25 protein-coding genes and 1 pseudogene are annotated in these 26,934 nt (G+C 75.1%); 17 read left to right on the forward strand and 9 right to left on the reverse strand.

Features of this window, described 5'->3' with window-relative positions; translation table 11 throughout:
• The first annotated feature begins 33 nt into the window (after positions 1 to 33).
• From FMM08_RS06825 to FMM08_RS06835, 3 genes and pseudogenes are all read left to right on the forward strand, one after another.
• Positions 34 to 1,500, forward strand: a complete 1,467-nt coding sequence (locus FMM08_RS06825; protein ID WP_439653550.1) for an MDR family MFS transporter — start codon at positions 34 to 36, stop codon at positions 1,498 to 1,500.
• A 171-nt stretch (positions 1,501 to 1,671) separates the two neighbouring features.
• A pseudogene (gene lepB / locus FMM08_RS23575) lies at positions 1,672 to 2,340 on the forward strand (signal peptidase I).
• Positions 2,341 to 2,359: 19 nt separating this feature from the next.
• Complete coding sequence (locus tag FMM08_RS06835) at positions 2,360 to 3,001, forward strand: hypothetical protein (RefSeq protein WP_147925586.1); 642 nt, start codon at positions 2,360 to 2,362, stop codon at positions 2,999 to 3,001.
• 26 nt (positions 3,002 to 3,027) lie between these two features.
• Here FMM08_RS06835 and FMM08_RS06840 read toward each other — a convergent pair whose 3' ends face one another.
• On the reverse strand, positions 3,028 to 3,717 hold the full coding sequence (locus FMM08_RS06840; protein ID WP_147925587.1) for an SDR family NAD(P)-dependent oxidoreductase: 690 nt from the start codon (positions 3,715 to 3,717) through the stop codon (positions 3,028 to 3,030).
• Positions 3,718 to 3,857: 140 nt separating this feature from the next.
• Here FMM08_RS06840 and FMM08_RS06845 point away from each other — a divergent pair, with 140 nt between their 5' ends.
• Genes FMM08_RS06845 through FMM08_RS06855 form a run of 3 tightly spaced genes read left to right on the forward strand, consistent with a single transcriptional unit; the run spans position 3,858 to position 6,841 of the window.
• Entirely contained in the window at positions 3,858 to 4,247 is a 390-nt protein-coding gene (locus FMM08_RS06845) for an STAS domain-containing protein (RefSeq protein WP_147925588.1), read from the forward strand.
• A 48-nt stretch (positions 4,248 to 4,295) separates the two neighbouring features.
• A complete protein-coding gene (gene dusB, locus FMM08_RS06850) occupies positions 4,296 to 5,507 on the forward strand; it encodes a tRNA dihydrouridine synthase DusB (protein ID WP_255472128.1) in 1,212 nt (403 codons plus the stop codon).
• A gap of 50 nt (positions 5,508 to 5,557) precedes the next feature.
• Entirely contained in the window at positions 5,558 to 6,841 is a 1,284-nt protein-coding gene (locus FMM08_RS06855; RefSeq protein ID WP_147925689.1) for a deoxyguanosinetriphosphate triphosphohydrolase, read from the forward strand.
• 19 nt (positions 6,842 to 6,860) lie between these two features.
• On the opposite strand, the gene cls is transcribed toward FMM08_RS06855, so the two are convergent.
• Positions 6,861 to 8,396 carry a cardiolipin synthase gene (gene cls / locus FMM08_RS06860; protein ID WP_439653552.1) on the reverse strand — a complete coding sequence of 512 codons (1,536 nt, stop codon included), beginning with the start codon at positions 8,394 to 8,396 and terminating at the stop codon, positions 6,861 to 6,863.
• Positions 8,397 to 8,500: 104 nt separating this feature from the next.
• Between cls and dnaG the strand changes: the two genes are divergently transcribed.
• The 4 genes from dnaG to FMM08_RS06880 all read left to right on the forward strand — a co-directional run bounded on the left by dnaG (position 8,501) and on the right by FMM08_RS06880 (position 11,767).
• Positions 8,501 to 10,411, forward strand: a complete 1,911-nt coding sequence (gene dnaG / locus FMM08_RS06865; RefSeq protein WP_147925589.1) for a DNA primase — start codon at positions 8,501 to 8,503, stop codon at positions 10,409 to 10,411.
• An 84-nt stretch (positions 10,412 to 10,495) separates the two neighbouring features.
• Positions 10,496 to 10,840, forward strand: coding sequence for a hypothetical protein (locus FMM08_RS06870; protein ID WP_147925590.1), 345 nt, complete (start codon positions 10,496 to 10,498; stop codon positions 10,838 to 10,840).
• An 85-nt stretch (positions 10,841 to 10,925) separates the two neighbouring features.
• Positions 10,926 to 11,201, forward strand: coding sequence for a hypothetical protein (locus FMM08_RS06875; RefSeq protein WP_139712143.1), 276 nt, complete (start codon positions 10,926 to 10,928; stop codon positions 11,199 to 11,201).
• A 29-nt stretch (positions 11,202 to 11,230) separates the two neighbouring features.
• Positions 11,231 to 11,767, forward strand: a complete 537-nt coding sequence (locus tag FMM08_RS06880) for a mycothiol transferase (RefSeq protein ID WP_147925591.1) — start codon at positions 11,231 to 11,233, stop codon at positions 11,765 to 11,767.
• 7 nt (positions 11,768 to 11,774) lie between these two features.
• Here the strand turns inward: FMM08_RS06880 and FMM08_RS06885 are convergent, their stop codons facing one another.
• From FMM08_RS06885 to FMM08_RS06900, 4 genes are read right to left on the reverse strand one after another with little or no spacing between them, the layout of a single operon-like run.
• Positions 11,775 to 11,981, reverse strand: a complete 207-nt coding sequence (locus FMM08_RS06885) for a hypothetical protein (protein ID WP_147925592.1) — start codon at positions 11,979 to 11,981, stop codon at positions 11,775 to 11,777.
• 36 nt (positions 11,982 to 12,017) lie between these two features.
• Positions 12,018 to 14,039 (reverse strand): primary-amine oxidase, encoded by a 2,022-nt coding sequence (locus FMM08_RS06890; protein ID WP_222710494.1) that lies wholly within the window; start codon positions 14,037 to 14,039, stop codon positions 12,018 to 12,020.
• Between the two features lie 9 nt (positions 14,040 to 14,048).
• A complete protein-coding gene (locus FMM08_RS06895; protein WP_147925593.1) occupies positions 14,049 to 15,140 on the reverse strand; it encodes a hypothetical protein in 1,092 nt (363 codons plus the stop codon).
• Positions 15,137 to 15,844, reverse strand: coding sequence for a class I SAM-dependent DNA methyltransferase (locus FMM08_RS06900; protein WP_222710495.1), 708 nt, complete (start codon positions 15,842 to 15,844; stop codon positions 15,137 to 15,139). Before FMM08_RS06900 ends, FMM08_RS06895 begins: the two co-directional genes overlap by 4 nt.
• Positions 15,845 to 15,875: 31 nt before the next feature.
• Here FMM08_RS06900 and FMM08_RS06905 point away from each other — a divergent pair, with 31 nt between their 5' ends.
• Positions 15,876 to 16,916: a family 43 glycosylhydrolase gene (locus FMM08_RS06905; protein ID WP_187279598.1), complete on the forward strand. Its 1,041-nt coding sequence runs from the start codon at positions 15,876 to 15,878 to the stop codon at positions 16,914 to 16,916.
• A 115-nt stretch (positions 16,917 to 17,031) separates the two neighbouring features.
• A complete protein-coding gene (locus FMM08_RS06910) occupies positions 17,032 to 18,351 on the forward strand; it encodes an ANTAR domain-containing protein (RefSeq protein WP_147925595.1) in 1,320 nt (439 codons plus the stop codon).
• Positions 18,352 to 18,399: 48 nt separating this feature from the next.
• Here the strand turns inward: FMM08_RS06910 and FMM08_RS06915 are convergent, their stop codons facing one another.
• The 3 genes from FMM08_RS06915 to folE form a co-directional block, all read right to left on the reverse strand.
• On the reverse strand, positions 18,400 to 18,744 hold the full coding sequence (locus FMM08_RS06915) for a hypothetical protein (RefSeq protein WP_147925596.1): 345 nt from the start codon (positions 18,742 to 18,744) through the stop codon (positions 18,400 to 18,402).
• A gap of 153 nt (positions 18,745 to 18,897) precedes the next feature.
• Positions 18,898 to 19,563 carry a GntR family transcriptional regulator gene (locus FMM08_RS06920; protein ID WP_222710496.1) on the reverse strand — a complete coding sequence of 222 codons (666 nt, stop codon included), beginning with the start codon at positions 19,561 to 19,563 and terminating at the stop codon, positions 18,898 to 18,900.
• Between the two features lie 83 nt (positions 19,564 to 19,646).
• Positions 19,647 to 20,294 (reverse strand): GTP cyclohydrolase I FolE, encoded by a 648-nt coding sequence (gene folE, locus FMM08_RS06925; RefSeq protein ID WP_147925597.1) that lies wholly within the window; start codon positions 20,292 to 20,294, stop codon positions 19,647 to 19,649.
• A 126-nt stretch (positions 20,295 to 20,420) separates the two neighbouring features.
• Here folE and glyA point away from each other — a divergent pair, with 126 nt between their 5' ends.
• The 5 genes from glyA to FMM08_RS06950 are packed head-to-tail and all read left to right on the forward strand — an operon-like array spanning position 20,421 to position 26,934.
• Positions 20,421 to 21,776, forward strand: coding sequence for a serine hydroxymethyltransferase (gene glyA / locus FMM08_RS06930; RefSeq protein ID WP_147925598.1), 1,356 nt, complete (start codon positions 20,421 to 20,423; stop codon positions 21,774 to 21,776).
• Positions 21,773 to 23,092 carry a sarcosine oxidase subunit beta family protein gene (locus tag FMM08_RS06935; protein WP_147925599.1) on the forward strand — a complete coding sequence of 440 codons (1,320 nt, stop codon included), beginning with the start codon at positions 21,773 to 21,775 and terminating at the stop codon, positions 23,090 to 23,092. The genes glyA and FMM08_RS06935 overlap by 4 nt, the downstream gene beginning before the upstream one ends.
• 35 nt (positions 23,093 to 23,127) lie before the next feature.
• Entirely contained in the window at positions 23,128 to 23,406 is a 279-nt protein-coding gene (locus tag FMM08_RS06940; protein ID WP_147925600.1) for a sarcosine oxidase subunit delta, read from the forward strand.
• Entirely contained in the window at positions 23,403 to 26,342 is a 2,940-nt protein-coding gene (locus tag FMM08_RS06945; RefSeq protein WP_147925601.1) for a glycine cleavage T C-terminal barrel domain-containing protein, read from the forward strand. The genes FMM08_RS06940 and FMM08_RS06945 overlap by 4 nt, the downstream gene beginning before the upstream one ends.
• Positions 26,335 to 26,934 carry a sarcosine oxidase subunit gamma gene (locus FMM08_RS06950; RefSeq protein ID WP_147925602.1) on the forward strand — a complete coding sequence of 200 codons (600 nt, stop codon included), beginning with the start codon at positions 26,335 to 26,337 and terminating at the stop codon, positions 26,932 to 26,934. Before FMM08_RS06945 ends, FMM08_RS06950 begins: the two co-directional genes overlap by 8 nt.

Raw genomic sequence — 26,934 nt, forward strand, 5'->3', positions numbered from 1 at the left:
ACCGAGCGGCTGGTGCCCGGGGCACCTAGCCTGGTGCGAGTGAGTGCGACGAGCGGGGGCGTCGGGCTGCGGTCCGAGCGCGGACCCGTCCTCCTGGGCGTGATGCTGTCCACGGCGCTGGTGGCCGTCGACGCCACCGTCATCGCCACCGCCGTCCCCTCGGTGGTGGCCGACCTGGGCGGCTTCTCGCAGTTCCCGTGGCTGTTCAGCGCCTACCTGCTGGCGCAGGCCGTGACCGTGCCGGTCTTCGGCAAGCTCGCCGACGTCTTCGGGCGCAAGCCCGTGATGCTGGTCGGCATCGGTCTGTTCCTGCTCGGCTCGGTGCTGTGCGGGGCCGCGTGGAGCATGGGGTCGCTCATCGCCTTCCGAGCCGTGCAGGGCCTGGGCGCCGGCGCGGTGCAGCCGATGTCCATGACCATCGTCGGAGACGTCTACTCCGTGGCCGAACGGGCGAAGGTCCAGGGCTACATCGCCAGCGTGTGGGGCGTCTCGTCCGTGGTGGGACCGACCCTGGGCGGGGTGTTCTCCGAGTACACGAGCTGGCGGTGGATCTTCTTCATCAACATCCCGCTGTGCCTGGTGGCCGCCGCGGCCATCGGCTGGCGCTTCCACGAGCGGGCGCAGCGGCGGCGGGTCCAGGTGGACGTCCTGGGCGCCTCGGTGCTGACGGTGGCGCTGACCCTGCTGGTGCTCGGCGTGCTCGAGGGGGGCCAGGCGTGGGCGTGGACCTCGGTGCCCGGGGTCGGCGTGCTCGGCGCCGGGGTGCTGCTGCTGGTCGTCTTCGTGCTCGTCGAGCGGCGCGCCGCGGACCCGGTGGTGCCGCTGCACCTGCTGCGCCGCCGCCTGCTGGTCACCACCTGCGCCGCCTCCGCGTGCATCGGCGCGGTGCTCCTGGCGCTCACCTCCTACGTCCCCACCTTCGTGCAGGTGTCGCTGGGCACCGGGCCGCTCGTGGCCGGCTTCGCCCTGGCCGCGCTGACGCTGGGGTGGCCGGTGTCGGCGTCGCAGTCCGGCAGGGTCTACCTGCGCGTCGGCATGCGCACCACCGCGGTGGCCGGGGCCGTGGTGGTGCTCGCGGGCTGCCTGCTCCTGCTGCCGCTGGGCTCCTCCTCCAGCGTGCTGGCCGTCGCCGGAGCCTCCTTCGTCATCGGCCTCGGCATGGGCCTGACCGCCGCCCCGACCCTCATCGCCGCGCAGGCCGCTGTGGGCTGGGGCGAGCGCGGCGTCGTGACGGGCCTCAACATGTTCGCCCGGTCCGCCGGCAGCGCGGTGGGCATCGCCGTGTTCGGCGCGGTGGTCAACGCGAGCCTCGGCGGTCGCTCCGCCGACTCCGGGGCGGTGGCTCCCGGGGAGCTGGCCGACGCCGTCCACGTGGTGTTCCTCGGCGTGGTGGCCCTCGCCGTGGTGCTGCTCCTCGCCGTCGTCCTCATGCCGAAGGACCGCCCCGCGCCGCGCAGCAGCGACGAGTCCGACCCGGACGCCTCGGCCGTCGCCGCCTGACCACCGGCGCGGTTCGCGCTCGCGGGGGCGGCCCCGGGTGAGACTGCCCGCGTGGACCACGACGACGACGGCGGGCGGACCGCCACGCAGCCGCCGCTGCTGCGCCCGCGCCGCCCCCGCCGTCGGCGGCGCAGGGCCCTGTCAGCGGTGCGCGAGGGGGCCGCGGTGGTGGTGGCCGCGCTGCTGCTGTCGCTGCTGGTGACCACGTTCCTCGCGCGTCCGTTCTCCATCCCCAGCGCCTCGATGGAGCCCGCCCTGGTCGCGGGCGACCGCGTCATCGCCACGCTGCTGGTCCCCGGCCCGCTGCCGCTGCGGCGCGGTGACGTGGTGGTGTTCGCCGACGAGCGCGGCTGGCTGGAGGGCGAGGCGGTCCCGGGGGCCCCGGACGCGAGCTCGGGAGCGGCGCAGCGGGGGCCCGTGGCGCGCGCTGCCGCCGTCGTCCTGACCCGGCTGCGGGTGCTGCCCGACCCGGCGCAGGGGCACCTCGTGAAGCGGGTGGTCGGGCTGCCGGGAGACCGCCTGGTGTGCTGCGACGCGGCCGGCCGGACGTCCGTGGACGGCGTGGCGCTCGACGAGGGGCCCTAGCTGCGGCCGGGGACCACCACCACGCAGGTGGCCTTCGACGTCACCGTGCCCGCGGGTGAGCTGTGGGTCATGGGCGACAACCGCGGCGACTCCCGCGACTCGCGCTACCACCAGGACGTCGACGGCGGCTTCGTCGCGCAGGACGCGGTGGTCGGCCGTGCCGTGCTGCGCGCGTGGCCGCTGGACCGGGTCGGCTGGCTGCCGCGCCACGGCGAGGTCTTCGCCGACGTCCCCGCGCCGCCACCCGCGCGCTGAGAGCGCGAGGATCGTCGTCGTGGACGGTGGAGACCTGCTGCCGGAGCCGCCCGCGGCCGCGCTGGACTTCCCGGTCGCGGTGCCCGCCGACCTCCCGCTCGTCGACGTGGGTGTGGTGGGCAGGGGCTGGGGCCGCGCCGGCGGGTCGGGCGCCCCGGTGCTGTGGGGGAACGTCGAGGTGGCCGACCGGAGCTCCCTGGTCGGGGAGGACCCGCGGACCTGGCAGCTCGAGACCCGGCCGAGGCGCGGGGTGCGGCCCGCTGGACCGGCGGGCCAGCTCGGGCTGGGTCTGCTCGTCGACCCCGACGTCGCGACGCTCGCCGGGGACGCCGTGCACCGGATGCTCCGCAGCCGCATCCCGGCAGGGCTGGGCGGTGACGAGACCCGGCACCGCATGCAGGCGTGCTGGGAGCGCTCGCAGGAGCTGCGCGAGGTCTTCAGCCCGCTGCCGCCGCCCGGGTCCCCGTGGCTGCGGCGCGACGTCGACGTCGACGGGCAGCGGTTCGCGTGGTGGGTGCACGAGGACGAGCTCGGCTGGGCGGGGGCGGCGGACCTGGGGGCGGTCTTCGTGGTCGGGCACGGCCTCGGCGCTGCGCCGGCAGACCGGTCGCTGCGCCTGCTGGCGCCACCGCAGGCGGCGCAGCTGCTGGCCGAGGACTGAGGGCGACGGGCTCCGGACCCTCCGTCTCAGGAGCCGCGCACCACCACGTCGGTGCTCCACGCACCGACCGGTTCGGTGTGCAGCTGCCAGTAGCGCTCGGCGAGGAGGTCGGGGTCGAGGTCCGTGCCAGGGGCGATGACGCCCACCACGGTCACGCTCGCCACGTGCACGCCCTCCGGCGCCAGCTGGTCGTGCAGCACCGTGACGGCCGCCCGCAGGGCCGACTTCCCCAGCGTCAGCGAGGCGTGCTCCGGGTCCGGCACCAGCCCGGGACCGCCACCGGTGACGAGGAGCGTGCCGGTGCCGGCGCTGCGCATGGCCGGCGTGAAGACCTGCGCGGCGGTGACCGCGCCGACCGCGTCCACGGCGAGCGCGTCGAGCAGGTACCGGGGGCTGCTGGTGAGGAGCTGGTCGGCCGCCACCAGGGCGGCGTTGTAGACCACGACGTCCGGCGGGGTGCGGCGGGCGACCTCCCGCAGCGCCGCCCCGAAGCCCTCGACGTCCGCGGCGTCGGCGACGGCGACGGCGACGTCGGCACCGGTGGAGCGCAGCTGCGCCGCCAGCTCCTCCAGCGCGTCGGCGCTCCGGGCGACCAGCGTCACCGCCGAGCCCTGGCGGGCGAACCGCCGCGCCACCGCGGCACCGAGGCCGGGCCCGGCGCCGATGACGACGACGCGGCGCGGGTCTGGCGCAGGCGGGGGCGGGACCGTGGTCATCCGCCCAGTCTCGGCGGGCTGCACCGACCGGGCGAGGTGAGCTCCTCCGGGGTGCCGTGAGCCGTGGCCGCTGGGAGGATCGCAGCGGTCGACGGCCTGACCCCAGCCACCACGTGGGCGGTCCGCCGCCGGGGAGCGACATGAGCATCACGACGAGCACGGCGAGCCAGACGGGCGACCTGCCCGGTGCCGACGACGTCGTCGTCGTGGCGGTCGAGGGCGACCTCGACATCCGCACCGCCCCGGACCTGCGGGAGGTGCTGCGCTCCCTGCTGCGGCCCACCGGTGCCGCGGGCGCCCAGCACGTGGTGGTGGACCTGCGCCGGGTGACCTTCATCGACTCCTACGCCCTCGGCGTGCTCGTGCAGGGCTACAAGCTCTCGCGAGCACACCGCCGCACGTTCGAGCTGGTCTCCACCGGCTCGAAGGTGGCCGGTCTGTTCCGGGTGACCGGCATGCAGCACGTCATGCCCCTGCACCCGGACGTCCCCTCCGCCCTCCACGAGCGGCGCACCGCCCGCGTCGGCTGAGAGCTGGAGACGGGCCGCACAGCTGGTGCGGTGCGGGAGGATGGGGGTGTGAGCACCGCACTCGACGCACCCCCCCAGGCCGGTGAGCTGGCTGCGCCCCTGCTGCCGCCGCTGCGCTTCGGCCAGCACGTCGTCGACGTCCCCGTGGTCCTCGCGCCGATGGCCGGGGTCACCAACGCACCCTTCCGCAGCCTGTGCCGCGAGCACGGCGCCGGCGTCTACGTCTCCGAGATGGTGACCAGCCGGGCGCTGGTGGAGCGCACCCCCGAGAGCCTGCGGCTGGTGCAGCACGAGCCGGGCGCCAGCCCCCGCAGCGTGCAGCTGTACGGCGTCGACCCCACCACGGTGGGCGCGGCGGTGCGGATGCTCGTCACCGAGGACCTCGCCGACCACGTCGACCTCAACTTCGGCTGCCCGGTGCCCAAGGTGACGCGCCGCGGTGGCGGGTCAGCGCTGCCGTGGAAGCGGGACCTCTTCCGCGACGTCGTGAGGGCCGCGGTGCGTGCGGCGCAGACCTCCGCCGGCCCCGACGTGCCGGTCACGGTGAAGATGCGCAAGGGCATCGACCCCGACCACCTCACCTACCTCGACGCCGGGCGCGCCGCCGAGACCGAGGGCGCCGCGTGGGTGGCGCTGCACGGCCGCACCGCCGCCGACGGGTACGCCGGCACCGCCGACTGGGAGGCGATCGCCCGCCTCAAGGAGGCCGTGACGACCATCCCGGTGCTCGGCAACGGCGACGTCTGGTCCGCCGAGGACGCCGTGCGCATGGTCGAGCGCTCCGGCTGCGACGGCGTCGTGGTGGGGCGGGGCTGCCTGGGGAGGCCGTGGCTGTTCGCCGACCTCGCCGCGGCGATGCGCGGTGAGCCGCAGTGGGTGCGGCCGGGCCTGCGCTTCGTGGCGCAGACCCTGCGCCGCCACGCCGAGCTGCTCGTGGAGCACTTCGGCGACGAGCTGCGCGGCTGCCGCGAGATCCGCAAGCACGTCGCCTGGTACCTGAAGGGCTACGTCGTGGGCGGCCAGCTGCGCGCGCAGCTGGGCCTGGTGGACTCCCTGGCCGCGCTCGACGCGCTCATCGACACCCTCGACCTGGACCAGCCGCACCCCGGCGAGGCCGCCGAGGGCTCCCGGGGGCGCACCTCACCGGCCCCGCGGGTGGTGCTGCCCGAGGGGTGGCTCGACTCCCGCGAGCTCGACGGGGCGGCTCTGGACGTGGTGCGCGCCGGCGAGCTCGACCCGGCCGCGACGGCCGGCGGCTAGGCGTGAGCAGGGGACGCGGCTCCGACCCCCAGCGGGGGGCCCACTGCGAGGTGGACGGCGAGGTCAGCGGCTACGGGGAGCACGCCCGCGCCCGCTGGGCGCCGGAGGCGCCGAAGAGCTACAAGCGCAGCGCCTTCGCCCGCGACCGCGCCCGCGTGCTGCACTCCTCCGCGCTGCGGCGCCTGGGTGCCAAGACGCAGGTGGTGGGCCCGGGCTCGGACGACTTCGCCCGCACGCGCCTGACGCACTCCCTCGAGGTGGCGCAGGTCGGGCGCGAGCTGGGCGGCGCGCTGGGCTGCGACCCCGACGTCGTCGACACCGCCTGCCTGTCCCATGACCTGGGCCACCCGCCGTTCGGCCACAACGGCGAGTCGGCGCTGGCGCAGCTCACGGCGGCCATCGGCGGCTTCGAGGGCAACGCGCAGACCCTGCGGCTGCTCACCCGGCTGGAGCCCAAGACCCGCTTCCCCGACGCCGAGGGCGGTGGGCCGGCCGGGCTCAACCTCACGCGGGCCAGTCTCGACGCCACCACCAAGTACCCCTGGCACTCCGGTGACGACCCCCGCGGGGTGACCCGCAAGTTCGGCGTCTACGCCAGCAGCACCGCCGGCGGCCGCGACGGGGACGACGCGGTCTTCGCCTGGCTGCGCGAGGGCGCCCCCGACCGCCGCCGGTGCATCGAGGCGCAGGTCATGGACCTGTCCGACGACATCGCCTACTGCGTGCACGACATGGAGGACGCCGTCGTGGCGGGCCGCCTGGACCTGCGGGCCCTCGCCTCGCGCGACGAGCGCGGCCACATCGCCGGCGCCGTCCGCGCCTGGCACCTGCCCGACGCGGCCGACGTCGAGGTGGACGCCGCGCTGGACCGGCTGGTGGCCGCGCCCTACTGGGTGGACCACTACGACGGGTCCTGGGCCTCGCTCGCGGCGCTGAAGGACACCACCAGCCAGCTCATCGGGAGGTTCTGCGCCGCGGCGGAGCGGGCCACCCGTGCCGTGGCCGGGCCCGGACCGCTGACCCGGTACGCGGCCGACCTCGTGGTGCCGCGCTCGACGGAGGTGGAGATCGCCGTCCTCAAGGGCGTCGCCGCGGCCTACGTGCTCACCAACCGCGACAAGGCCTCCACCTACGCCGAGGAGCGCCAGGTGGTCACCGACCTCGTGCGGGCGCTGCTGGAGCAGCCGCACGTCATGGAGCCGCCGTTCGCGGCGTGGCACGCCCAGGCCGACGACGACGCCGGCCGCCTGCGCGCCGTCGTGGACCAGGTGGCCTCCCTCACCGACACGAGCGCCCTGGCCTGGCACGCCCGCCTGGTGATGACCTACCCCTGAGCGCCGGCCCCGCGGCAGGTCACTGCAGGGACGAGGTGAGGCGGCAGACGTTGTCGAAGAGCTTGCTGCGCCACGGCCGCTGCAGCCACTCGCTGAGCAGCAGCTCCCGGCTGACGGCGCGGTAGCCGTCCTCCACCTGGCGCAGGTCGTCGACGAAGGAGCGGCCGCGGACCATGACGGAGATCTCGAGGTTCAGGCTGAAGGACCGGATGTCCATGTTGGACGAGCCGACCACGGCGACGTCGTCGTCGATCGACACGTGCTTGGCGTGGAGGATGTACGGCGCCGGGTAGAGGAAGATCCGCACGCCGGCCCGCAGCAGCGCCTCGTAGTAGGAGCGCTGGGCGTGGAAGACCAGCCACTGGTCGCCCACCTCGGAGACGAACAGGTCCACCCGCAGGCCGCGCTCGGCAGCGGTGGTCACCGCGTAGAGCAGCGAGTCGTCGGGGACGAAGTACGGGCTGGTGATGATGACGCGCTCCTGGGCGTAGTACATGAGCGCGTTGAAGAGCTTGAGGTTGTTCTCGCCGTCGAAGCCGGGACCTGACGGCACCACCTGGCAGTCGAGCAGGCCCTGGTGCCCTGCGGCGACCACGGGCGCGGCGTCGGCGGTACCGCCCTCCAGGGGGGCGGGGATCGCGGCCTCCGCCTCGGCCTCGAGCAGCTCGTCGGTCTCCGAGTACCAGTCGGTGATGAACAGGGCGTTGATCTCGGCGACCACGGGTCCCTCGAAGCGCACCATGACGTCCTGCCAGGCCAGGTTCCGTCGGCCGTACCGCTTCTTGTGGTAGCCGCGGTCCACGGCGTTCTGGCTGCCGGTGAACGCCACCAGCCCGTCCACCACCACGATCTTGCGGTGGTTGCGCAGGTCGGGCCGCTGGAACTTCCCCCGCAGGGGCTGCACGGGGAGCATCTCGTGCCACTGGGCGCCCAGGTCGTCCAGGGCCCGCAGGGTGCGGTGGTAGCCGGGCGTGCGCAGCGAGGCGACGTGGTCGAGCAGCACCCGCACGGTGACGCCGCGCGCCACCGCCCGCTCCATGGCCTCGAAGAGCGGGCGCGTCGCGTCGTCGAGGTTGAGGATGTAGAACTCCACGTGCACGAAGCGCTGCGCTGCGTCGACCTCCTCCGCCAGCTGCAGCAGCACCTCGTCGTAGTCGGTGGAGATCTCCGCGGCGTTGCGGGCGACCAGCGGCATGGCCCCGGCGTGGCGGTTGAGGCGCACCAGGGACGCGAGCCAGGGGGGCCACGGGTCGTCCTCGCGCATGAGGTCCATGCCCTCGGTGCGCGCCATGATCAGCCGGTTGATGGTGCGCTGCTTCTGGCGCCGCGCCCGCGGCAGCTTGGGGGAGCCGATGAGCCAGAACGCGGCGATGCCCAGGTAGGGCAGGAAGAAGATGGCCAGCAGCCACGCCATCGCCGAGGAGGGGCGGCGGTTGGTGGGGACGACGGCGACGGCGACCACGCGGATGACGGCGTCCACGGCGATGAGTGCGACGCTCAGCCAGAGGGGCAGGGTGGGGACGAGCGACGGCAGGTCGCCCAGCCGCTCCAGCAGGTCCGTCACCTCCCGAGCGTAGGTCTCGGGGCACCGGGCGACTGCTGCGCACAGGGCGGCGTCGCCCGACCGGCGGCGGCAGGAGAGCCACCTAGACTCCTGGGGTGGCGGGGAAGATCCGGCGTGAGGACGTCGACGCCGTCCGCGAGCGGGTGCGGATCGACGAGGTGGTCGGTGAGCAGGTCGTGCTCAAGTCCGCCGGCGTCGGCTCCCTCAAGGGCCTGTGCCCCTTCCACGACGAGCGCACGCCGTCCTTCACCGTCCGCCCCTCGACCGGGCGCTACCGGTGCTTCGGGTGCCAGGAGAGCGGCGACGTCTTCGACTTCCTCGTCAAGACCACCGGGGTCACCTTCGTCGAGGCCGTCGAGACGATGGCCGGTCGTGCCGGGATCACCCTGCGCTACGAGGACGGCGGCGGCGCCCGTCCCGCCCAGGACGTCGGCAAGCGCCAGCGCCTCCTGGACGCCCACCGGGTGGCGGCGGAGTTCTACGCCGAGCGGCTCTTCTCGCCCGAGGCGCAGGTGGGCCGGCAGTTCCTCAAGGACCGCGGCTTCGACAGGGCCGCGGCCGAGCAGTTCGGCGTCGGGTACGCGCCCACCGGGTGGGGCGCCCTGACCGACCACCTGCGGGGGAGGGGCTTCACCACCGACGAGATCGTCACCGGCGGGCTGGCGGCGCAGGGCCAGCGCGGCCCGTACGACAGGTTCCGCGGCCGGTTGGTGTGGCCCATCCGCGACGTCACCGGCGCCACCATCGGCTTCGGTGCCCGGCGCCTCACGGAGGACGACTCCGGCCCCAAGTACCTCAACACCCCCGAGACGCCGCTGTACCGCAAGTCGCACGTGCTCTACGGCCTCGACCTGGCCAAGAAGGAGATCGGCCGGCGCAAGCAGGTGGTGGTGGTGGAGGGGTACACCGACGTCATGGCCTGCCACCTCGCCGGGGTGCCGACGGCGGTCGCCACGTGCGGCACGGCGTTCGGCTCCGACCACGTGGGCATCGTCCGCAGGATGCTCGGCGACGACGACGGCGCCGGCCAGGTGGTCTTCACCTTCGACGGCGACGCCGCCGGCCAGAAGGCGGCGCTCAAGGCGTTCGAGCACGACCAGGAGTTCGTGGCCGCCACCTACGTGGCGGTGGAGCCGCGAGGCATGGACCCGTGCGACCTGCGCATCGCCGACGGCGACGAGGCCGTCGTGGCCCTGGTCGAGGCGAAGCGGCCGATGTTCGAGTTCGCCGTCCGCTCGGTGCTCGCCGGGTGGGACCTGGAGACCGCCGAGGGGCGCGTCAAGGCGCTGGCGGCGGCCGCCCCGGTGGTGGCCGGCATCAAGGACCGCCAGCTGCGCGAGGAGCACACCCGCCAGCTGGCGCGGATGCTCGGCATGGACCTCGGCGCGGTGCAGCGGGCCGTGGGCAGCGAGGTGCCGCGCGTGGCCCGTGGTGCGTCGGGGCGACCGGGTCAGGGTGTGGGGCAGCAGTCCGGTCGCGGCGGCGGCCAGCGGGGCGCCGGCCGGCCGGGTGAGCGCGACGCCGTCGCCGACGCCGAGCGGCAGCTGCTGGCGCTGGTGGTGCAGGCGCCGGCGTCGGTGCCCGACGCCTTCGACGCACTCCCCGAGGACGCGTTCGTGCTCGCTCCCTCCCGCGCCGTCCACGAGGCGGTGCGCACGGCGGGTGGGGTGGTGGCCGGCCGGGCGGCCGGGGTCTCGTGGGTGGAGCACGTCATGGACGCGTGCGCCGACGGCACGGCCGACCAGGTCCGGCCCCTGCTGGGGGCCCTCGCGGTGGTCCCGCTCCCGGTCGACTCCGAGGAGGGGCTCGCGCGACTGGCAGCGGGCCTGGTGGGCGGCGTGCGGCTGCGCGAGCTGGCCCGCCGCGAGGCCGACCTCAAGGGCAGGGCGCAGCGGCTGGAGTCCGCGGGGGAGCACGAGGCCGCCGCGGAGGCGTACGCCCAGCTCTTCGCCCTGGCCTCCGAGCGCCAGCGCATGCGCGCCGAGGCCTCGGAGGGCGGCGTCTGAGCTGGGTGTGACTGTCCGCATTTGTTCGGTTGCTCTGCGTGTCGCTGCCTGGATCCCGAAGGGTCCGCGCGTAGCGTTCACGCGGTGATCGCAGCGCCGCGCCCCACACCCGGTCCGCTCCCCGGCGACCTGTACCTCGACCCCGCCGTCCCTGACTGCGAGCGGGTCACCATCAGTCGCAACGGCTGGTCGGCGCAGGCGTCGCACGTGTGGACCGGCGTGGGGTGGACCCGTCTGGCGCCGGGTGTCGTGCACGACGTCCCCGCGCACCCCGAGGTGACCCTGCCGAGCGCTCGCCCCGCCCCCGTGGTCGACCCGCTCTCCGCCGAGGGCCTCGACAGGTGGCGCCACCGGCGCGCGGCGCTGGAGCAGGCCAAGGAGGACGCCCAGACCGCTGCTGCTGCCCACGGGGTCGCCGACGCGAGCTGACGGAGCCGGCGCCTCTCGGGTGGGGCCACCCGGGAGGTCGAACACCCGTTCGCACCTACGCGGGTGGTGGTGCCATCCTGGTCCCGTGGCAGGCGGCAGCAACCGAGCGAGCACCGGGCTCCCCGCCTGGCTCGTCGCCGCCAACGAGAGCACCCGCCTCGCCGCGGAGGAGGCGCTGGCCCAGCGCCGGCCCCAGCGCCGCGTGCACTGCTGGGTCCACGCCACCGGCGCCGACCACCCGGGACTGGTGCTCGAGTGGCGCCGCGAGGGCGCCGGCTGGATGGCCCGGGTCGTCTGGACCACCGGAGGCGGCGACCTCGTGTGCACCTGGCTCGACGCGGAGCAGATCGAGCCCGTCTGAGGACGGGGCGCCGCGGGTAGGGGAGCGTCGTGGACGCGACGCAGGTGCTGCAGGCCGGGCTCGACCAGGTGCGCGACGTCGTCGTCGCCGCGCTGGACGAGCTGACGGACGCCCAGCTGGTGCAACCGCTCGAGCCCGGGACCAACACCGTCGCCTGGCTCGTCTGGCACCTGGTGCGCGTGCAGGACGACCACGTCGCCCACGTCGCCGGCGCCGACCAGGTCTGGACGTCCAGCCGACCGGGAGCGAGCGGTGGCAGCGGCACCAGCTGGGCGCGCCGCTTCGACCTGCCCCTGGACGACGACGAGATCGGCTACGGCTTCGACGAGGCCCGGGTCCTCGCCGTGAAGGCGCCCTCACACCTGCTGCGGGGCTACCTCGACGCGGTGCACCAGCGCACCTCCGCCTACCTGGCGGGGCTGTCCCCGGCAGACCTCGACCGCGTCGTCGACACCTCCTGGGACCCGCCGGTGACGCTGGGCGTCCGCCTGACGAGCGTCCTCGGCGACGACCTGCAGCACGCCGGCCAGGCGGCGTACGCCGCCGGCGTGCTGCGCCGCCGCTGACGAGCGGTCAGTGGTTGCGGGAGAACACCCACGTCTGGGCGTGCCCGGCGGAGTCGAACCCGACCGAGTGCAGGGTGTAGCCGGTCCGCTTGCAGAAGTGGGACACCCCGGTGCCCTGGGGGTCCGGGTCTCCGTGCAGCGCGGCGTAGCCGAGGGCGTCCTCGGCCTCGGCCGCGATCTGCTGGCGGTTCTTCACGACGATCTGCTGAGCCACGTCCCTGCATCGGCACCGCCGTCCACGACCTTGAGGTCAGGCGTGGCAGTGCCCCCCTGAGCCACCCGGTCGCGGCGGGGCGACGTCGAGGGTGGGGTTCCTGTCGAAGAAGCCGGACGGCGTCAGGGAGAAGCCCACCGGGTCGCACGGCATGACCGGCCAGTCCTCCGGCCGCGGCACGTGGTGGATGCCGAAGACGTGCCACAGGACCACGTCGGTGGACTCCAGCGGCTCGTCGTCCGAGATCCACCGGGACATGCCCGTGTCCTGCGCGGACTGCGTCGGGTTGTCGCCCGCGGGCCACAGCTCGTCGTCGTGGTGGCGGGTCACCCACACCGGGTTCCCGATGACCGGCGCGCGCTTGAACTGCGGGGCACCGGGGTCGAAGAGGGACGGGATCGCGGAGGGCGTGTGGAGCTTGTAGGCCACCGGCGCGCCGTGGGCGTTGCGGCGCTGGGGGTTGGTGACCTTCCACGCGCGCGCCGTCGCGGCGTTCGTGGAGCGGGCGGCCTCCGACTCGGAGCGCACCGGCGTCGTCCGGGTCGTCACGGCCAGCCCGTACGGGTTGCCGGGGCCGATCGGCTCGGCCACCGAGTCGACCTCGACCACGGTGTTGGTGGCCAGCGCGCCCGGCGTCGACAGGTCGCGGTCCACGTCGAGGTCGAGCCTCGCGACGATGAAGTGCTGGTGGTTCGGGGCGTAGGTGCGCTCGTCCACCAGCACGCCCGTCGCGGGCGTCGCCCCACCGGGCGGCAGCGGCGTGGTGACCATGATCCCCGTGGCGCGGACCTCGCAGCTCACCGCGCCGTCCTGGTGGAGGCGCCAGTAGACGAGGTACTCGTAGTTCGCCACCGTCGCGTGGAACGAGATGACCATCACCCGCGCGCGGCGCACGGCCGCGCGGCCGTTCGCGTCGACGTGCTTCCACAGCACGCCGTCGTCCTCCTCGTGCAGGCAGATGGCGTTCGTGACGGTGTACGGCTCGCTGCGGGAGTCGGTGAGGACGGCGTCCAGGTAGCGGATCTCGCCCAGGCAGTCGCAGCCGAGCTCCAGCGACGTGGTCATGTACCCCAGGCCCCACTCGCCGATGTCGTAGGCGGTGCGGCGGTAGTGGTCGAACGACGGGTCGCGGTAGGGCACCACCATCTCGGCGAACGACATCCGGTGGCCCACGGTGCGGCGCTGGTCGCCGTCCACCCACGTCAGCTCGTGCAGCACGAGGCCCTCGCGCGGGGTGAAGCCCAGGCGCACCTGCCAGCGGTCCCAGGTCAGCAGCCCGTCGACCACGGAGAACCCGGGCCCGTCCGGCTGGGTGATGTCGAGCCTCGCGAGGGGCTCTCGCGGGGTGAACCCCGGCAGCACCTCGGTGAGCAGGTCGGCCTCGTACTCGCCCACGACGACGGGCGAGGCGTCCACCGCGCCGACCGCGCGGCGCGCCTCGTCGTCGTCCTCGTGGACCTCCAGCAGCTCGAACGTGTTCATGTCGAGCACGAACTTCAGGCCGCTCACCGGGTGCGCGTACGGCGACCCCGTCGGCGTCTCGCGGCGCCACACGTCGGCCCACCCGAGCCGGCGGTCGCGCCACTGCTCCGGCATCACCTCGCGCCCGTACGTCCAGGTGTCCAGCAGCACCAGGTCGAGGTCGGTGATGCCGCGGGCGGCGAGCGCCTCCTGCACGCGGGGGTGCGCCTTGAGCGCCTCCTCGGCCTCGTGCCACTCGTCCACGGTGAAGTTGGGCACCTCGTCGGGCAGGTGGCGCCACTCGTCCACCGCTCCCGGCCCGTCGGGGCTGATGTCGACGACGGCGGTGTAGGTCCTGTTGTCGGCGCGGTCCCACAGCACCGAGCGGGTGCGGCGGGGCACCGGGTCTCCCTCGCGCCAGGCCAGCAGCTCCGCCTTGGGCGGCTCCGCCAGCGCGACCGACGCGAAGCGCATCGTCTCGGCCAGGTGGCCGCTGGCCGCGAGCAGCTCCCGGCTGCGGGTCAGCTCCGCGGCGCTGAGGGGCACCAGGGGGTGGCTCGGCGACGACGACGGCAGGCTCGACGGCGGAGTGCTCACGGGCGAACCCTAGGACTCCGCCGGAGCGGGGAGGTGGACGGGGAACACCCAGCGCCGCCCGGGGTGCTCGCTCGCCCCCCACAGCACCGAGCCCGGGTCGGTCGGGTCCGCGGGGTCGAGGTCCTCGCAGCCCGGCGGGAGCGCCCCCCGGTGGGTGGTCCAGGCCCCGGGGGAGCCCACGTGCAGGTCGCCGCACCTGTCGTGCCCGGCGCTCGCGGACAGCACCCACGTGGGGGTGGCCCCGGGTGCTCCCGGGGGCAGCAGCGCCGCACCCTGCATCCGCGGCGGCTGGTCGGGGTGCACCGCCACCGGAGCTCCGTGCGGCAGCCCCGTCGAGGGGTCGAGGTGGTGCACCACGAGGCGGGGAGCGCCTCCCGGGCCGCGCTGGGCGGCCCGCCGGTACTCCCCGCTGACGAGCACCGCACCGGCGCCGGGCAGGTGGCCGGCGCCGGTGAAGGAGAAGCGGAAGCGCGCCGCGCCCAGCCCGGCGCGCAGCAGCGGCGCCCGCACGGACCGGCGCTGCGGCAGCACCCACCGGCCGTCACCGTCGCCGTCGTCGTGGCGCGCGAGGTCGTCGAGGGCGAACACCCGCAGGCCGAACAGGGTGTCCGCCACCAGCAGCAGCGGCCCCTCGGCCGGGGAGGCCACCACCGCCAGGCCGCCGGCGTGCACCGGCACCGCGCCCAGCGGTCGCAGCCACGCCAGCGGACGCCGAGCACCGACCACCAGCTCCGCGTGGGCGTAGCGCGGGTGGAGCGGGTCGGAGGCGTCCACCACGCTCACGCGGGAGCGCGGCACCCGTCGGCGCCACCAGGGACCGGCGGGCTCCTCGTACCAGCCGACGAGGAGCACGGCGCCGCCGTCGAGGGCGGCGACGCCCTGCGGCCACCACGCGCGGTCGTCGGCGTCGGCGGGCGCCCAGGTGAACCCGTCACCGGTGAGGTCCCCGGGCAGCTGGTCGGCGGGGACGGAGCGGGCCGGGGTGCCGCCGCCGCGGCGCAGCTCACCGAGGAGGGCGTCGAGGCCTCCCCGCCGGACGCCGGCGGCCCGCCGGAGCCGCGGCGGTCGGCGCGGACGGGTGGGGCGCAGGACCAGGCTCACGGGCCCAGCGTGCTCGCCCTCGCCGGCCGGTGCTCGCGGACGCGAGCGGCGCGCACCACCAGCACGGCGTAGCCGCCGTCGACCTCGCCGCCGTCCCCGTCCGCGCCGCGGGTCAGCTCCGCGCCCTCCCACGTCGACCAGCGCTGCTCCACGCGCAGGCCCGCCCCGGTGAAGGCTCCCTCCGCCGCGTCGAGCGGCACCGCGTCGCACCCCTCCGGCAGGTGCTCGGCGTCCAGCCCGAAGCCCGCCACCAGCAGCCCGCCCGGCCGCAGCAGATCGGCGCACCGCCGCGCGGCGGCGGCCAGCTGCGCGGCGAGGAAGGGCACGACGTTGCCCGCCAGCAGCACCAGGTCGAAGCGGCCGCCGGCCGCCTCGGGGGTCAGCGCGGCCAGGTCGGCCACCAGCCACGGCAGGTCGGGGCGCTCGCGGCGGGCCACCTCGACCATGGCGGCGTCGACGTCGCAGCCCACCACGTCGTAGCCGAGCCCGGCGAGGTGGACCGCAGCGCGGCCGGTGCCGCAGCCGGCGTCCAGCACGCGCGCCGGGGGCGGCAGGAGGCGCTGCACGCACCGCGCCTCGCCGTGGACGTCCGCGCCGTCCGCGGCGAGGGCCGCGAACCGCTCGGCGTACGCCCGCGCGTACTCGGGCCCGTGCTGGGCGGTGGCGACCCTGCGCCACAGGGCGGCGGCGTCTGCAGCGGTCACAGCGGCATCCTGCCTGGGCCAGGCTGGGAGGGTGAGCCCCGACGCCGCGCCCGCCCAGCACCCGCTCGCCGACCTGCCCTGCCACGACCCGTGGGTGATCGCCGTGGACGGCGGGTACCTGCTGTACGTGTCCTTCGACGGCGCCCGGTGGGAGCGGAGCCTGCCGCCGGGAGCCTCCAGCCCGGCCCCGAACGGCACGGGTGTGCTCGCCTGGTGGAGCCCGGACCTGCGCGCGTGGAGCGACCCCCGGGTCGTGTTCACGGTGCCCGGCGGCTGCTGGGCGGACCCCGCCAGCGCCCCGTGGGCGCCGGAGGTGCACCGCTGGGGCGGCCGGTACGTGCTGGCCACCACGCTGCACGACCCGTCCACCGACCTCGGCCCCGTGCGCCAGCGCGGCACCCGCGTGGCGCTGTCGGGGGAGACCGCGCCGCTGGCGCCCGTGCGCCGCGGCACCGTGCTCGCCGTCGCCGACGACCCGCGCGGTCCCTTCGAGCTGCTCGACCCCGCCCGCGCCCACAACCCCGACGGCTTCACCGCGCTGGACGGCACCCTGGTGGCCGGCGACGACGGCGAGCCGTGGCTCGTCTACGCCCACGAGTGGGTGCAGGTGCTCGACGGCACCGTCGAGGCCGTCCCGCTCCACGCCGACCTCTCCGGCGCGTCCGGCCCGCCGGTGCACCTCTTCCGCGCTTCCGAGGCGCCCTGGTACCGCGAGCTCGTGCCGTCCGCCGAGGCCCTGGCGCCCTACGTCACCGACGGGCCCCAGGTGCACCGCCTGCCCGGCGGGGCCCTGGCGGTGCTGTGGGCCAGCTACCGCACCAGCCCCGACCACCCGACGGGGGAGTACGTGCAGACCCAGGCCCTCTCGCCGTCGGGCTCGCTGGCGGGCCCGTGGGAGCAGGGCGAGGTGCTGGTGGGCGGCAACGCCGGTCACGGCATGCTGCTGGCCACCCACGAGGGCGACCTGGTGCTGGTGCTCCACCGCGGCATGAACACCCCGCGGGTCCGCGCGGAGGTCCACGGCGTGCAGGCCGGCCCGACCGGGCTGCGCACCACGGGCCGCCTCGTCTGACGGCGCTCCGCTGGGCGAGCGCTGACGAACACCCGTCCCGCGCCTGGGAGCCACCTGGCACACTGGTGCAGGCATCGAAACCAGGTGGCTCCGGTCCTTCGGGGGGCGATTCCTGGTGTCCGCGCAGTCCTCATCCACGCCGTCGTCGTCAGCGCCGACCTCGGTCGACCTCCTGGAGCTGCGGGTGCAGCGGCTCACCGAGGCGCTGTCCGCTGCCGACAGGGCCCTCTCGGCCCAGCAGCGCGAGGTCGACGAGCTGGTCACGAGCCGGGAGCGCGCCCGTGACGCGGTGAGCCGGCTGGTGGCGTCGCTGCCGGTGCCGATCGTCACCACGGGCGCCGACGGCGCCGTCGAGCTGTGCAACGCCGCGGCCTCGTCCCTGCTGGCGGTCCCCGCGCCGGCGCTGGTGAGCACCCCGGTGCACGCGTTCGTGGTCGCGGAGGACCGGCCGCTCGCCAGGTCGCTGCTGTCGCGCGCCGGGCGCGAGGGCACGGCCGCCGCCCGGCTGCGGCTCCAGCCGCGCGAGGGGTCGGTCCGCGAGGTGCACGCCGCGGTCTCCGCCTGGCCCACCGCACAGGGCGACCCGCGCCTCGTGGTCGTGCTGGCCCCGGCGGAGCCCGTCGACGCGGCGGAGCCCGTCGACGCGGAGGAGCCCCCGACCCGCGCTCCCGGAGGCGGCGTGGAGGCGGGTGCCCTGCGGTCGCTGGCCCGCCTCGTCGAGCTCGCGGTGGGGGGCTCCTCCGGGCACCAGCTGCTGGGAGCGCTCGCGGCGGCGGCCACGGCCTCGGTGCCGGGTGCGTCCTCGGCCAGCGCCAGCACCGGAGACCCGGCCCAGCCCGCTGACAGCGCCGCGGACTCCGCGCAGGCCCAGGCCGTCGACGGGGCGCAGTGGGCCGCGGACGAGGGCCCCGCCTCGAGCGCCCACAGCACGGGACGGCCCGTGTGGAGCTCCGACCTCAGCGCCGACGACCGCTGGCCGCGGCTCGCGCGGCGCGCGTCGGGGCTCGACGCCGGGTCCGCTGTGGCCGTGCCCCTGCGGGACGGCGAGCGCGTCGTCGGCGTGGTGAGCACCTACGGCCCGAGCGGCGGCCAGCCCGAGGTCGAGCGGGCCGTGGCGTTCGCCGAGGCCGCCTCGGCGGTGCTGGGAGCTGCCAGGCGCACCGCCGACCTGGCGGCGGAGGTCGAGAACCTCAAGCTGGCCATGCAGTCGCGCGCCGCCATCGAGCAGGCGAAGGGCGCGGTGGCGAGCCGGCTCGACTGCACCGTGGAGGAGGCCTTCGGCGCGATGGTCGTGATGAGCCAGGACCGCAACGTCAAGGTGCGGGACATCGGGCTGCTGCTGGCGGCCTCACCGGGCGACAGGTCGCTCGACGAGCCGCTGCGGGCAGCCCTGGAGCGCGCGCAGCAGCGCACCGCCGCGCGCCCGAAGGCGTGACGGCGGCGGGGAGGTCAGAGGTCGGAGACCAGGCCGCCGGCGCCGGGCTCAGCCGACGTGGCGGGGACGCAGCACCGAGGCGGCGGCGGCGGCCACGACGTCGGTCGTCTCCAGTGCCAGGGTGAAGTCGAGCACGTCGTCCCAGCTGATCGTGGACCCGCTGTGCTCCTCCAGCGCCTCGGCCGGCACCGACCAGTGCTCGGCGGGCACGCCGCCGGTGGTCAGCAGCCGCACGACGTCGTCGCTGGCGTGCTTGCGCACCTCGTCGCTGCACCCCGGGCAGCCGAACGCGTAGAAGCTCCACGCAGAGACCGTGCAGACGACCAGGCGCACCTGCGGCGGGGTCAGCTCGACGTCGCCGCAGGTGGGGCAGGAGGCCTTGATGGTCGTCATGTGAGGGTGGGTCCTTCCGGCGCGGTGCACACCCCGGCTCCTCGGGGGTACTCACTGCGTCGGGAGTTCCTCGGTCGACCTTGAGCCCCCGGCGGCGACGGCGTCGCGGCCCGTCCTCCGACCGGCCCTGCAGGACCGGTCGGAGGACGGCCCTCAGATGACCGAGCGGACCGCCACCTCGAAGCCCTTGACGTGCTGCGCCGCGCGGTGGCCCGCGTCCGCCCCCTGGCCCGCCGCGATGGCCCGCAGCAGCTCCACGTGCTCGCTGACGTGGCCGTCGACGGCGGGGAGCCGGTCGAGGAACAGGCAGAAGATCCTCGTGGCCAGGTTGTGGTGCCGCACGAGCGCGTCCTCCAGGTGCGGGTTGCCCGCGACCTTGTAGATGGCGCGGTGCACCTGCGCGTCGTAGTAGATGAGGTCGTGGTTGCTCGTCGTCGTGAGGTCGAGCCGCTCCAGGCGGTCGGCCAGGTCGAGCAGCTCCTGGCGCTCCGCCGGTGTGGCGCGCTCCGCCGCCCGCTGCGCGGCGAGGGGTTCCAGCAGCGCGCGCACCTCGGAGATGTGGGCGAGGTCGGTGATGTCCACGCCGGTGGCGAAGGTGCCGCGGCGCGGGTAGGTGACGATGAGGCGGTCCACCTCGAGGCGCTTGATGGCCTCGCGCACGGGTGTCTTGCCCATCTGCAGCTGCTCGGCGAGCGCGTCGTCGTCGAGGGGTTCGTTGGGGCGGATGTCGAGCATGATCAAGCGGTCGCGGATCTCCGCGTAGGCGCGCTCGGCCAGGGACGAGTAGCGCTCCTCGCGAAGGCCGGTGACCTGCTCCACCCCCCAACTGTAGGGGCGGGGAGCCCGCCGGCTCCGGGGGTCGCCCGCTCGGCGGGTGCGCGGACGCGCCGCGGCCGGGGCGGTCACGACCGGCTCCGGCGGGCCAGGTCGAGGAACTCGGCCCGGGTGCGGGCGTCGCTGCGCACCCGGCCCCTCAGGGCGGAGGTGCGCGTGAGGGCCCCCACCGCGCGGACCCCCCGCAGCGACATGCAGGTGTGCTCGGCCTCGAGCACCACCCCCACGCCGTCCGGGTCCAGCGCCTCCTGGAGCAGGTCCGCCACCTGGCACGTCAGGCGCTCCTGCACCTGGGGCCGCCGCGACAGCGCCTCCACGACCCGGGCGAGCTTGGACAGCCCCACCACGCGCGAGCCCGGCAGGTACCCGACGTGGGCCACGCCCGAGAAGGGCAGGAGGTGGTGCTCGCACAGCGACGTGAAGGGGATGTCGCTGACCACGACCAGCTCGTCGTAGCCCTCGTCGTTGGGGAACGTCGTCAGCGCGAAGGGCTCCGGCGTGAGCAGGTCGGCGTAGGCCCGCGCCACGCGCCGCGGCGTGTCCTGCAGCCCGGGAGCACCCGGGTCCAGCCCGAGGGCCACCAGCAGCTGGCCCACGGCGCGCTCGGCGGCGGCGGGGTCGACCGGGGGGGAGGAGGGCGCCACCTGCGCGAGCGAGCGCTCGCGGTCCAGGTCCTCGTCGGGCCTGGGCGGGGGGACGGTTGTCGCAGACCTCATGTCGACCTCTCCTCACGACCGGATGTGGAGCGGCCCCCTTGACCCGAGGGGCGGCGGTCCCTACGTTACCGGCAACTGATACATCAGTGTTCAGTCCACAGGCTCCACTCCGCCGAAGGGGGCGACATGACCGCAGGGCTCCACCAGCAGCTCCGGCAGCCGGAGGGGGTGCTCGACCGCTCGCTGGCCGACACCGACCCGGAGGTCGCCGCCGCTGTCGACGCGGAGCTCCTGCGCCAGCAGAGCACGCTGGAGATGATCGCCAGCGAGAACTTCGCGCCGGTGGCCGTCATGCAGGCGCAGGGCTCGGTGCTCACCAACAAGTACGCCGAGGGCTACCCGGGTCGGCGCTACTACGGCGGCTGCGAGAACGTCGACGTCGTCGAGCAGCTCGCCGTCGACCGGCTCAAGGCCCTCTTCGGTGCCGGCTTCGCCAACGTCCAGCCGCACTCCGGGGCCCAGGCCAACGCCGCCGTCATGCACGCGCTCCTCAAGCCCGGGGACACCATCCTCGGGCTCGACCTGGCGCACGGTGGGCACCTGTCGCACGGCATGAAGCTCAACTTCTCCGGCCGGCTCTACGACGTCGCCGCCTACCACGTCCGCGAGGACGACCACCGCGTCGACATGGACGAGGTCGAGCGGCTCGCCCGCGAGCGACGTCCACAGCTGATCATCGCCGGCTGGTCGGCCTACCCCCGCCAGCTCGACCTCGCGCACTTCCGCCGCATCGCCGACGAGGTGGGTGCCCTGCTGGTGGTGGACATGGCGCACTTCGCGGGCCTGGTGGCCGCCGGGCTGCACCCCAGCCCGCTGCCCCACGCGCACGTCGTCACCTCCACCACGCACAAGACCCTGGGCGGTCCGCGTGGCGGCATCATCCTCAGCAACGACCCCGCGATCGCGAAGAAGGTCAACAGCGCGGTGTTCCCCGGTCAGCAGGGCGGCCCGCTGGAGCACGTCATCGCGGCCAAGGCCGTGGCGTTCAAGCTGGCCGCCGAGCCGGCGTTCACGGAGCGCCAGGAGCGCACGCTGCGCGGTGCGCGGATCCTCGCCGAGCGGCTCACCTCCCCGGAGGCCACCGCGGCCGGCATCGGCGTGGTCAGCGGCGGCACCGACGTGCACCTCGTGCTCGTCGACCTGCGCCACTCCGACCTCGACGGCCAGCAGGCGGAGGACCGCCTGCACTCCATCGGCATCACCGTGAACCGCAACGCGGTGCCGTTCGACCCGCGCCCGCCGATGGTCAGCTCCGGTGTCCGCATCGGCACTCCGGCCCTGGCGGCCCGCGGATTCGACGACGACGACTTCCGCGAGGTCGCCGACATCATCGCCACCGCGCTGCAGCCCGGCACCAGCGAGGGGCAGCTGGCCGAGCTCGGCCAGCGGGTCCACGACCTCGCGCAGGCCCACCCCCTCTACCCGCACCTGTCGCCCCTGTCCTCTGAGCCGACCCGGCAGACCACGGAGACGAGCCGATGACCACCGTCGACGCCTTCTCGACCGATCCGGACGACGCCGTCCCCCACACCCCCGCGGCTGCCGCCGCGGGCCGGCTCAACGGCACCCCTCCCCGCACCCCGGGCGCGGACCTGCCGGAGCACCCCGACGCGCTGTGGAAGAACCCCGAGCCGAAGAAGGCCTACGACGTCGTCATCGTCGGCGGCGGCGGCCACGGCCTCGCGACGGCGCACTACCTGGTGAAGAACCACGGCATCACGAACATCGCGGTGCTGGAGAAGGGGTGGCTCGCGGGCGGCAACATGGCCCGCAACACCACCCTCATCCGCTCCAACTACCTGTGGGACGAGAGCGCCGCCATCTACGAGCACTCCCTCAAGCTGTGGGAGGGGCTCGAGGAGGACCTGGGCTACCCGATCCTCTTCAGCCAGCGCGGCGTGCTGAACCTCGCGCACACGCTGCAGGACGTGCGCGACAGCGTGCGCCGCGTGGAGGCGAACGTCCTCAACGGCGTCGACGCCGAGTGGGTCGAGCCCGACGAGGTCCGCAAGATCTGCCCGATCGTCAACACCTCCACCGACATCCGCTACCCGGTGCTGGGCGCCACGTACCAGCCGCGCGCGGGCATCGCCAAGCACGACTACGTGGGCTGGGGGTTCGCCCGGCGCATCGACGAGGCCGGCGTCGACATCATCCAGAACTGCGAGGTCACCGGCTTCGTGCGCGACGGCAACCGCATCACCGGGGTGCGCACCACCCGCGGCGACATCGCCTGCGGCAAGGTCGCGCTGGCCGCCGCCGGCAGCACCTCGGTGCTCACCGACATGCTGGGCCTGCGCGTGCCGATCCAGTCCCACCCGCTGCAGGCGCTCGTCTCCGAGCTCCTCGAGCCGGTGCACCCCACCATCGTGATGTCCAACGCCGTGCACGTGTACGTCTCCCAGGCGCACAAGGGCGAGCTGGTCATGGGCGCCGGCGTCGACGCGTACAACGGCTACGGGCAGCGCGGCGCCTTCCACATCATCGAGCGGCAGATGGCCGCCGCGGTGGAGCTGTTCCCCGTCTTCGCGCGGGCGCACCTCCTGCGCACCTGGGGCGGCATCGTGGACACCACCCCCGACGCCTCGCCCATCGTCGGACGCACCCCGTACGACAACGTCTTCCTCAACTGCGGGTGGGGCACCGGCGGCTTCAAGGCCACCCCGGGCCTGGGCTGGGTGTTCGCGGACACGATCGCCAACGACGAGCCGCACCCCTACGCCGCGCCGTTCTCCCTCGACAGGTTCGTCACCGGACGCCTCGTCGACGAGCACGGCGCCGCCGCCGTGGCCCACTGACGCCCCCGCCGACCCGCAGAGCCAGGAGACCCGACGTGCAGATGATCCAGTGCCCGTGGTGCGGGCCCCGCGAGGAGGTCGAGTTCCACTACGGGGGCCAGGCCCACGTGCCCTACCCCTCCGAGCCGGCGGCCCTGTCCGACGAGGAGTGGGCCCAGTACCTGTTCTTCCGCGACAACACCCGCGGCCTGTTCGCCGAGCGCTGGTCGCACAGCGCCGGCTGCCGCAAGTGGTTCAACGCCGTGCGCGACACCGTCACGTACCGCTTCCACGCCACCTACCGCCCCGACGAGCCCCGGCCGGTGACCGCATGAGCGAGACGACCTCCACCACCGCGGCCGCCGCGCAGGCGCGCGGGTCCTTCCGCACCCCGACCGGGGGCCGCGTGGACCGCACCAGCCCGGTCGCGTTCACCTTCGCCGGCGTGGAGCACACCGGCTACCGCGGCGACACCCTCGCCTCGGCCCTGCTCGCCGACGGCGTGCACCAGATCGGCACCAGCATCAAGCTCGGCCGCCCCCGCGGCGTGGGCGCGGCCTGGGCCGAGGACCCGAGCAGCCTGGTCCAGGTGGAGGAGCCCTTCCCGGACCCGATGCTGCTGGCCAGCACCGTCGAGGTCTTCGACGGCCTCGTGGCCGACGGCGTCCCCGGCCAGGGCCGGCTCGCCGACATCGCCGACTCCGCCCGCTACGACTCCCGCCACCTCCACGTCGACCTGCTCGTCGTCGGCGCCGGCCCCGCGGGCCTGCAGGCGGCGCTGACCGCTGCCCGCTCCGGCGCCCGCGTGGCGCTGCTCGACGAGCAGGCCGAGGCCGGCGGTTCGCTGCTCGGCTCCGACGACGTGCTCGACGGCCGTCCGGCCCTGGAGTGGGTGGCGGACGCCGTGGCCGAGCTCGCGGCCGCCCCCGAGGTCGTGCACCTGCAGCGCACCACGGTCTTCGGCGTCTACGACGACGGCTTCGCGCTCGCCGTCGAGCGCCGGACCGACCACCTCGGCGGCGCCGCTCCCGAGGGGACCTCGCGCCAGCGCGTGTGGCGCGTCCGCGCCCGCCGCACGGTGGTCGCAGCCGGCGCCCACGAGCGTCCCGTCGTCTTCACCGACAACGACCGCCCCGGCACCATGCTCGCCGGCTCGGCGCGGACCTACCTGCACCGCTACGGCGTGCTCGCCGGCTCCCGCGCGGTGGTGTTCACCACCAACGACAGCGCCTACCGCAGCGCCGTCGACCTCGCCGACGCGGGCGTGACCGTGGCCGCCGTCGTCGACACCCGCGACGTCGCTCCCGCCCACTGGGCCGCGGAGCTGGAGCGCCGCGGCGTGCCGCTGCGCACCGGGAGCGCCGTCGTCGGCACCCGCGGTGTCGAGCGCGTCTCGGCCGCCCTGGTGGCCCCGTACGACCGCGCCGGCCTCGCCGCCGGCGCCCGCTCCGGCTCGGGCGTGGAGCCCGAGGCGCTCGAGTGCGACCTGCTGCTCGTCAGCGGCGGTTGGAACCCGGCGGTGCACCTGCACAGCCAGGCGCGCGGGAAGCTCGCCTTCGACGCCGGTCTGGGGGCCTTCCTGCCGGCCGAGCGCCTGGAGGACCTGCTGGTCGCGGGCTCGGCCGCCGGCACCTTCGACCTGCAGACCTGCCTGCGCCAGGGCGGCGCCTCCGCCGCGACGGCGCTGTCGGAGCTGGGCCTCGACGTCACCGCGGTCCCGGTGCCCTCGGCCGGTGAGCGGTCGGCGGTCGCCTCGTCGACCGCTCCCGACCTCGTCTGGGTGGTCCCGGACCCGTCCGGCGACAGCAGCCGGCAGTTCGTCGACGTGCAGCGCGACGCCACCGTGGCCGACGTCGAGCGGGCGCTCGGTGCTGGCCTGCGCTCCCCGGAGCACGTCAAGCGGTACACGACCATCGGCACCGCCCACGACCAGGGCAAGACCTCCGGCGTCGTCACGTCGGGGATCATCGCCGAGCTGCTGGGCTCCGCCCCGGACGCCGTGGGCACCACGACGTTCCGGCCCCCGTACACGCCGGTCGCCTTCGCGACGCTCGCCGGACGCGACCGCGGCCAGCTGTTCGACCCGGTCCGCACCACCTCCGTGCACGACTGGCACGTCCAGGCCGGAGCGGTGTGGGAGGACGTCGGCCAGTGGAAGCGCCCGCGCCACTACCCGCTCGCGGGTGAGGACATGGAGACCGCGGTGCTGCGCGAGTGCGCCGCCGCCCGCGCTGGCGTCGGCATCCTCGACGGCTCAACCCTCGGCAAGATCGACGTCCAGGGCCCTGACGCCGGTGAGCTGCTCGACAGGCTCTACACCAACCTCATGAGCAGCCTCGCCGTCGGCAAGGTCCGCTACGGGGTCATGTGCGGCGCCGACGGCATGGTCATCGACGACGGCACCGTGCTCCGCGTCGCCGAGGACCGCTTCCTCGTCATGACGACGACGGGTGGTGCCGCCAAGGTCCTCGACTGGATGGAGGAGTGGCACCAGACCGAGTGGCCCGAGCTGCGGGTGCACCTCGCCTCGGTGACCGAGCAGTGGGCGGCCTTCCCGGTGGTCGGCCCCCGCTCGCGCGACGTCATCGGCGCTGTCTTCAGCGACGTCGATGCCAGCAACGACGCCTTCGGCTTCATGACCTGGCAGGACACCACCCTCGACGGCGTGCCGGTCCGCCTGGCGCGCATCAGCTTCTCCGGGGAGCTCGCCTGGGAGGTCCACGTCGACTCCCGCTACGGCCTGGCGGTCTGGGAGCGGCTGGTGGAGGCCGGACGCCCCTACGGCATCACCCCCTACGGCACCGAGACCATGCACGTGCTGCGAGCTGAGAAGGGCTACCCGATCATCGGGCAGGACACCGACGGCACGGTCACCCCGCAGGACCTCGGCATGGCCTGGGTGGTGTCCAAGAAGAAGCCGGACTTCGTGGGCAAGCGCTCCTTCGCCCGCGCCGACAACCAGCGCGAGGACCGCAAGCAGCTCGTCGGGCTGCTGCCCGTCGACCGCACCACCGTGCTGCCGGAGGGCTCGCAGATCGTCGAGCACTCCGAGAGCGGTGAGCTGCCGCCCCCGCCCGTCCCGATGCTCGGGCACGTCACCTCCAGCTACCGCAGCGCGCACCTCGAGCGCCCGTTCGCCCTGGCTCTGCTCAAGGGCGGCCGCGCCCGCGAGGGCCAGCTGGTCCACGTGCCCGTCGGGGGCCGCCTCGTCGCCGCAGAGGTGACCGGTCCCGTCCTGGTCGACCCCGAAGGAGCCCGCCGCGATGGCTGACACGCTGGTGCCCCTGCCCCGCACCCACCCGCTGGACGTCCGTCCGGACCTGACCGGGGCCACCGCCGGCGCGGTGCGCGTCGAGCAGGTCTCGGCCATGGTCCAGGTCCGGGCCGCGCTGCCCGGCCCGGCGGCCGACGCCGTCGCCCAGGTGCTCGGCGTGCCGCTGCCCGCCCGGCCGGGCACCTGGGTGCCCACGCCGGCCGGCGGCCGCGTCGTGTGGCTCGGTCCCGACGAGTGGCTGGTGACCGACCCGGCGGCTCCCTCGTGGGACCTGGAGTCGCGGCTGCGCTCCGCAGCCGCCCCGGCCGGCGGGGCCGCGGTGGACGTGTCGGCGCAGCGCGTGGTGCTCCGCCTGAGCGGTCCGCACGCCCGCGACCTGCTCGCCGCCGGCTGCGCCGTCGACACCCACCCCTCGGTGTTCACCAGCGGGTCGGCGGCGCAGACGCTGCTCGGCCAGGCCGGCGTCGTCCTGCTGGCCCTGTCCGACGACGGACGCGACTACGAGGTGCTGGTGCGGTCGTCCTTCGCGCGCTACCTCGCCGACTGGCTCGCCGACGCCGCCACCGAGCACCGCACCACCGGCGCCTGA

The organism is Quadrisphaera setariae (assembly GCF_008041935.1).
Classification (GTDB): Bacteria; Actinomycetota; Actinomycetes; order Actinomycetales; family Quadrisphaeraceae; genus Quadrisphaera; species Quadrisphaera setariae.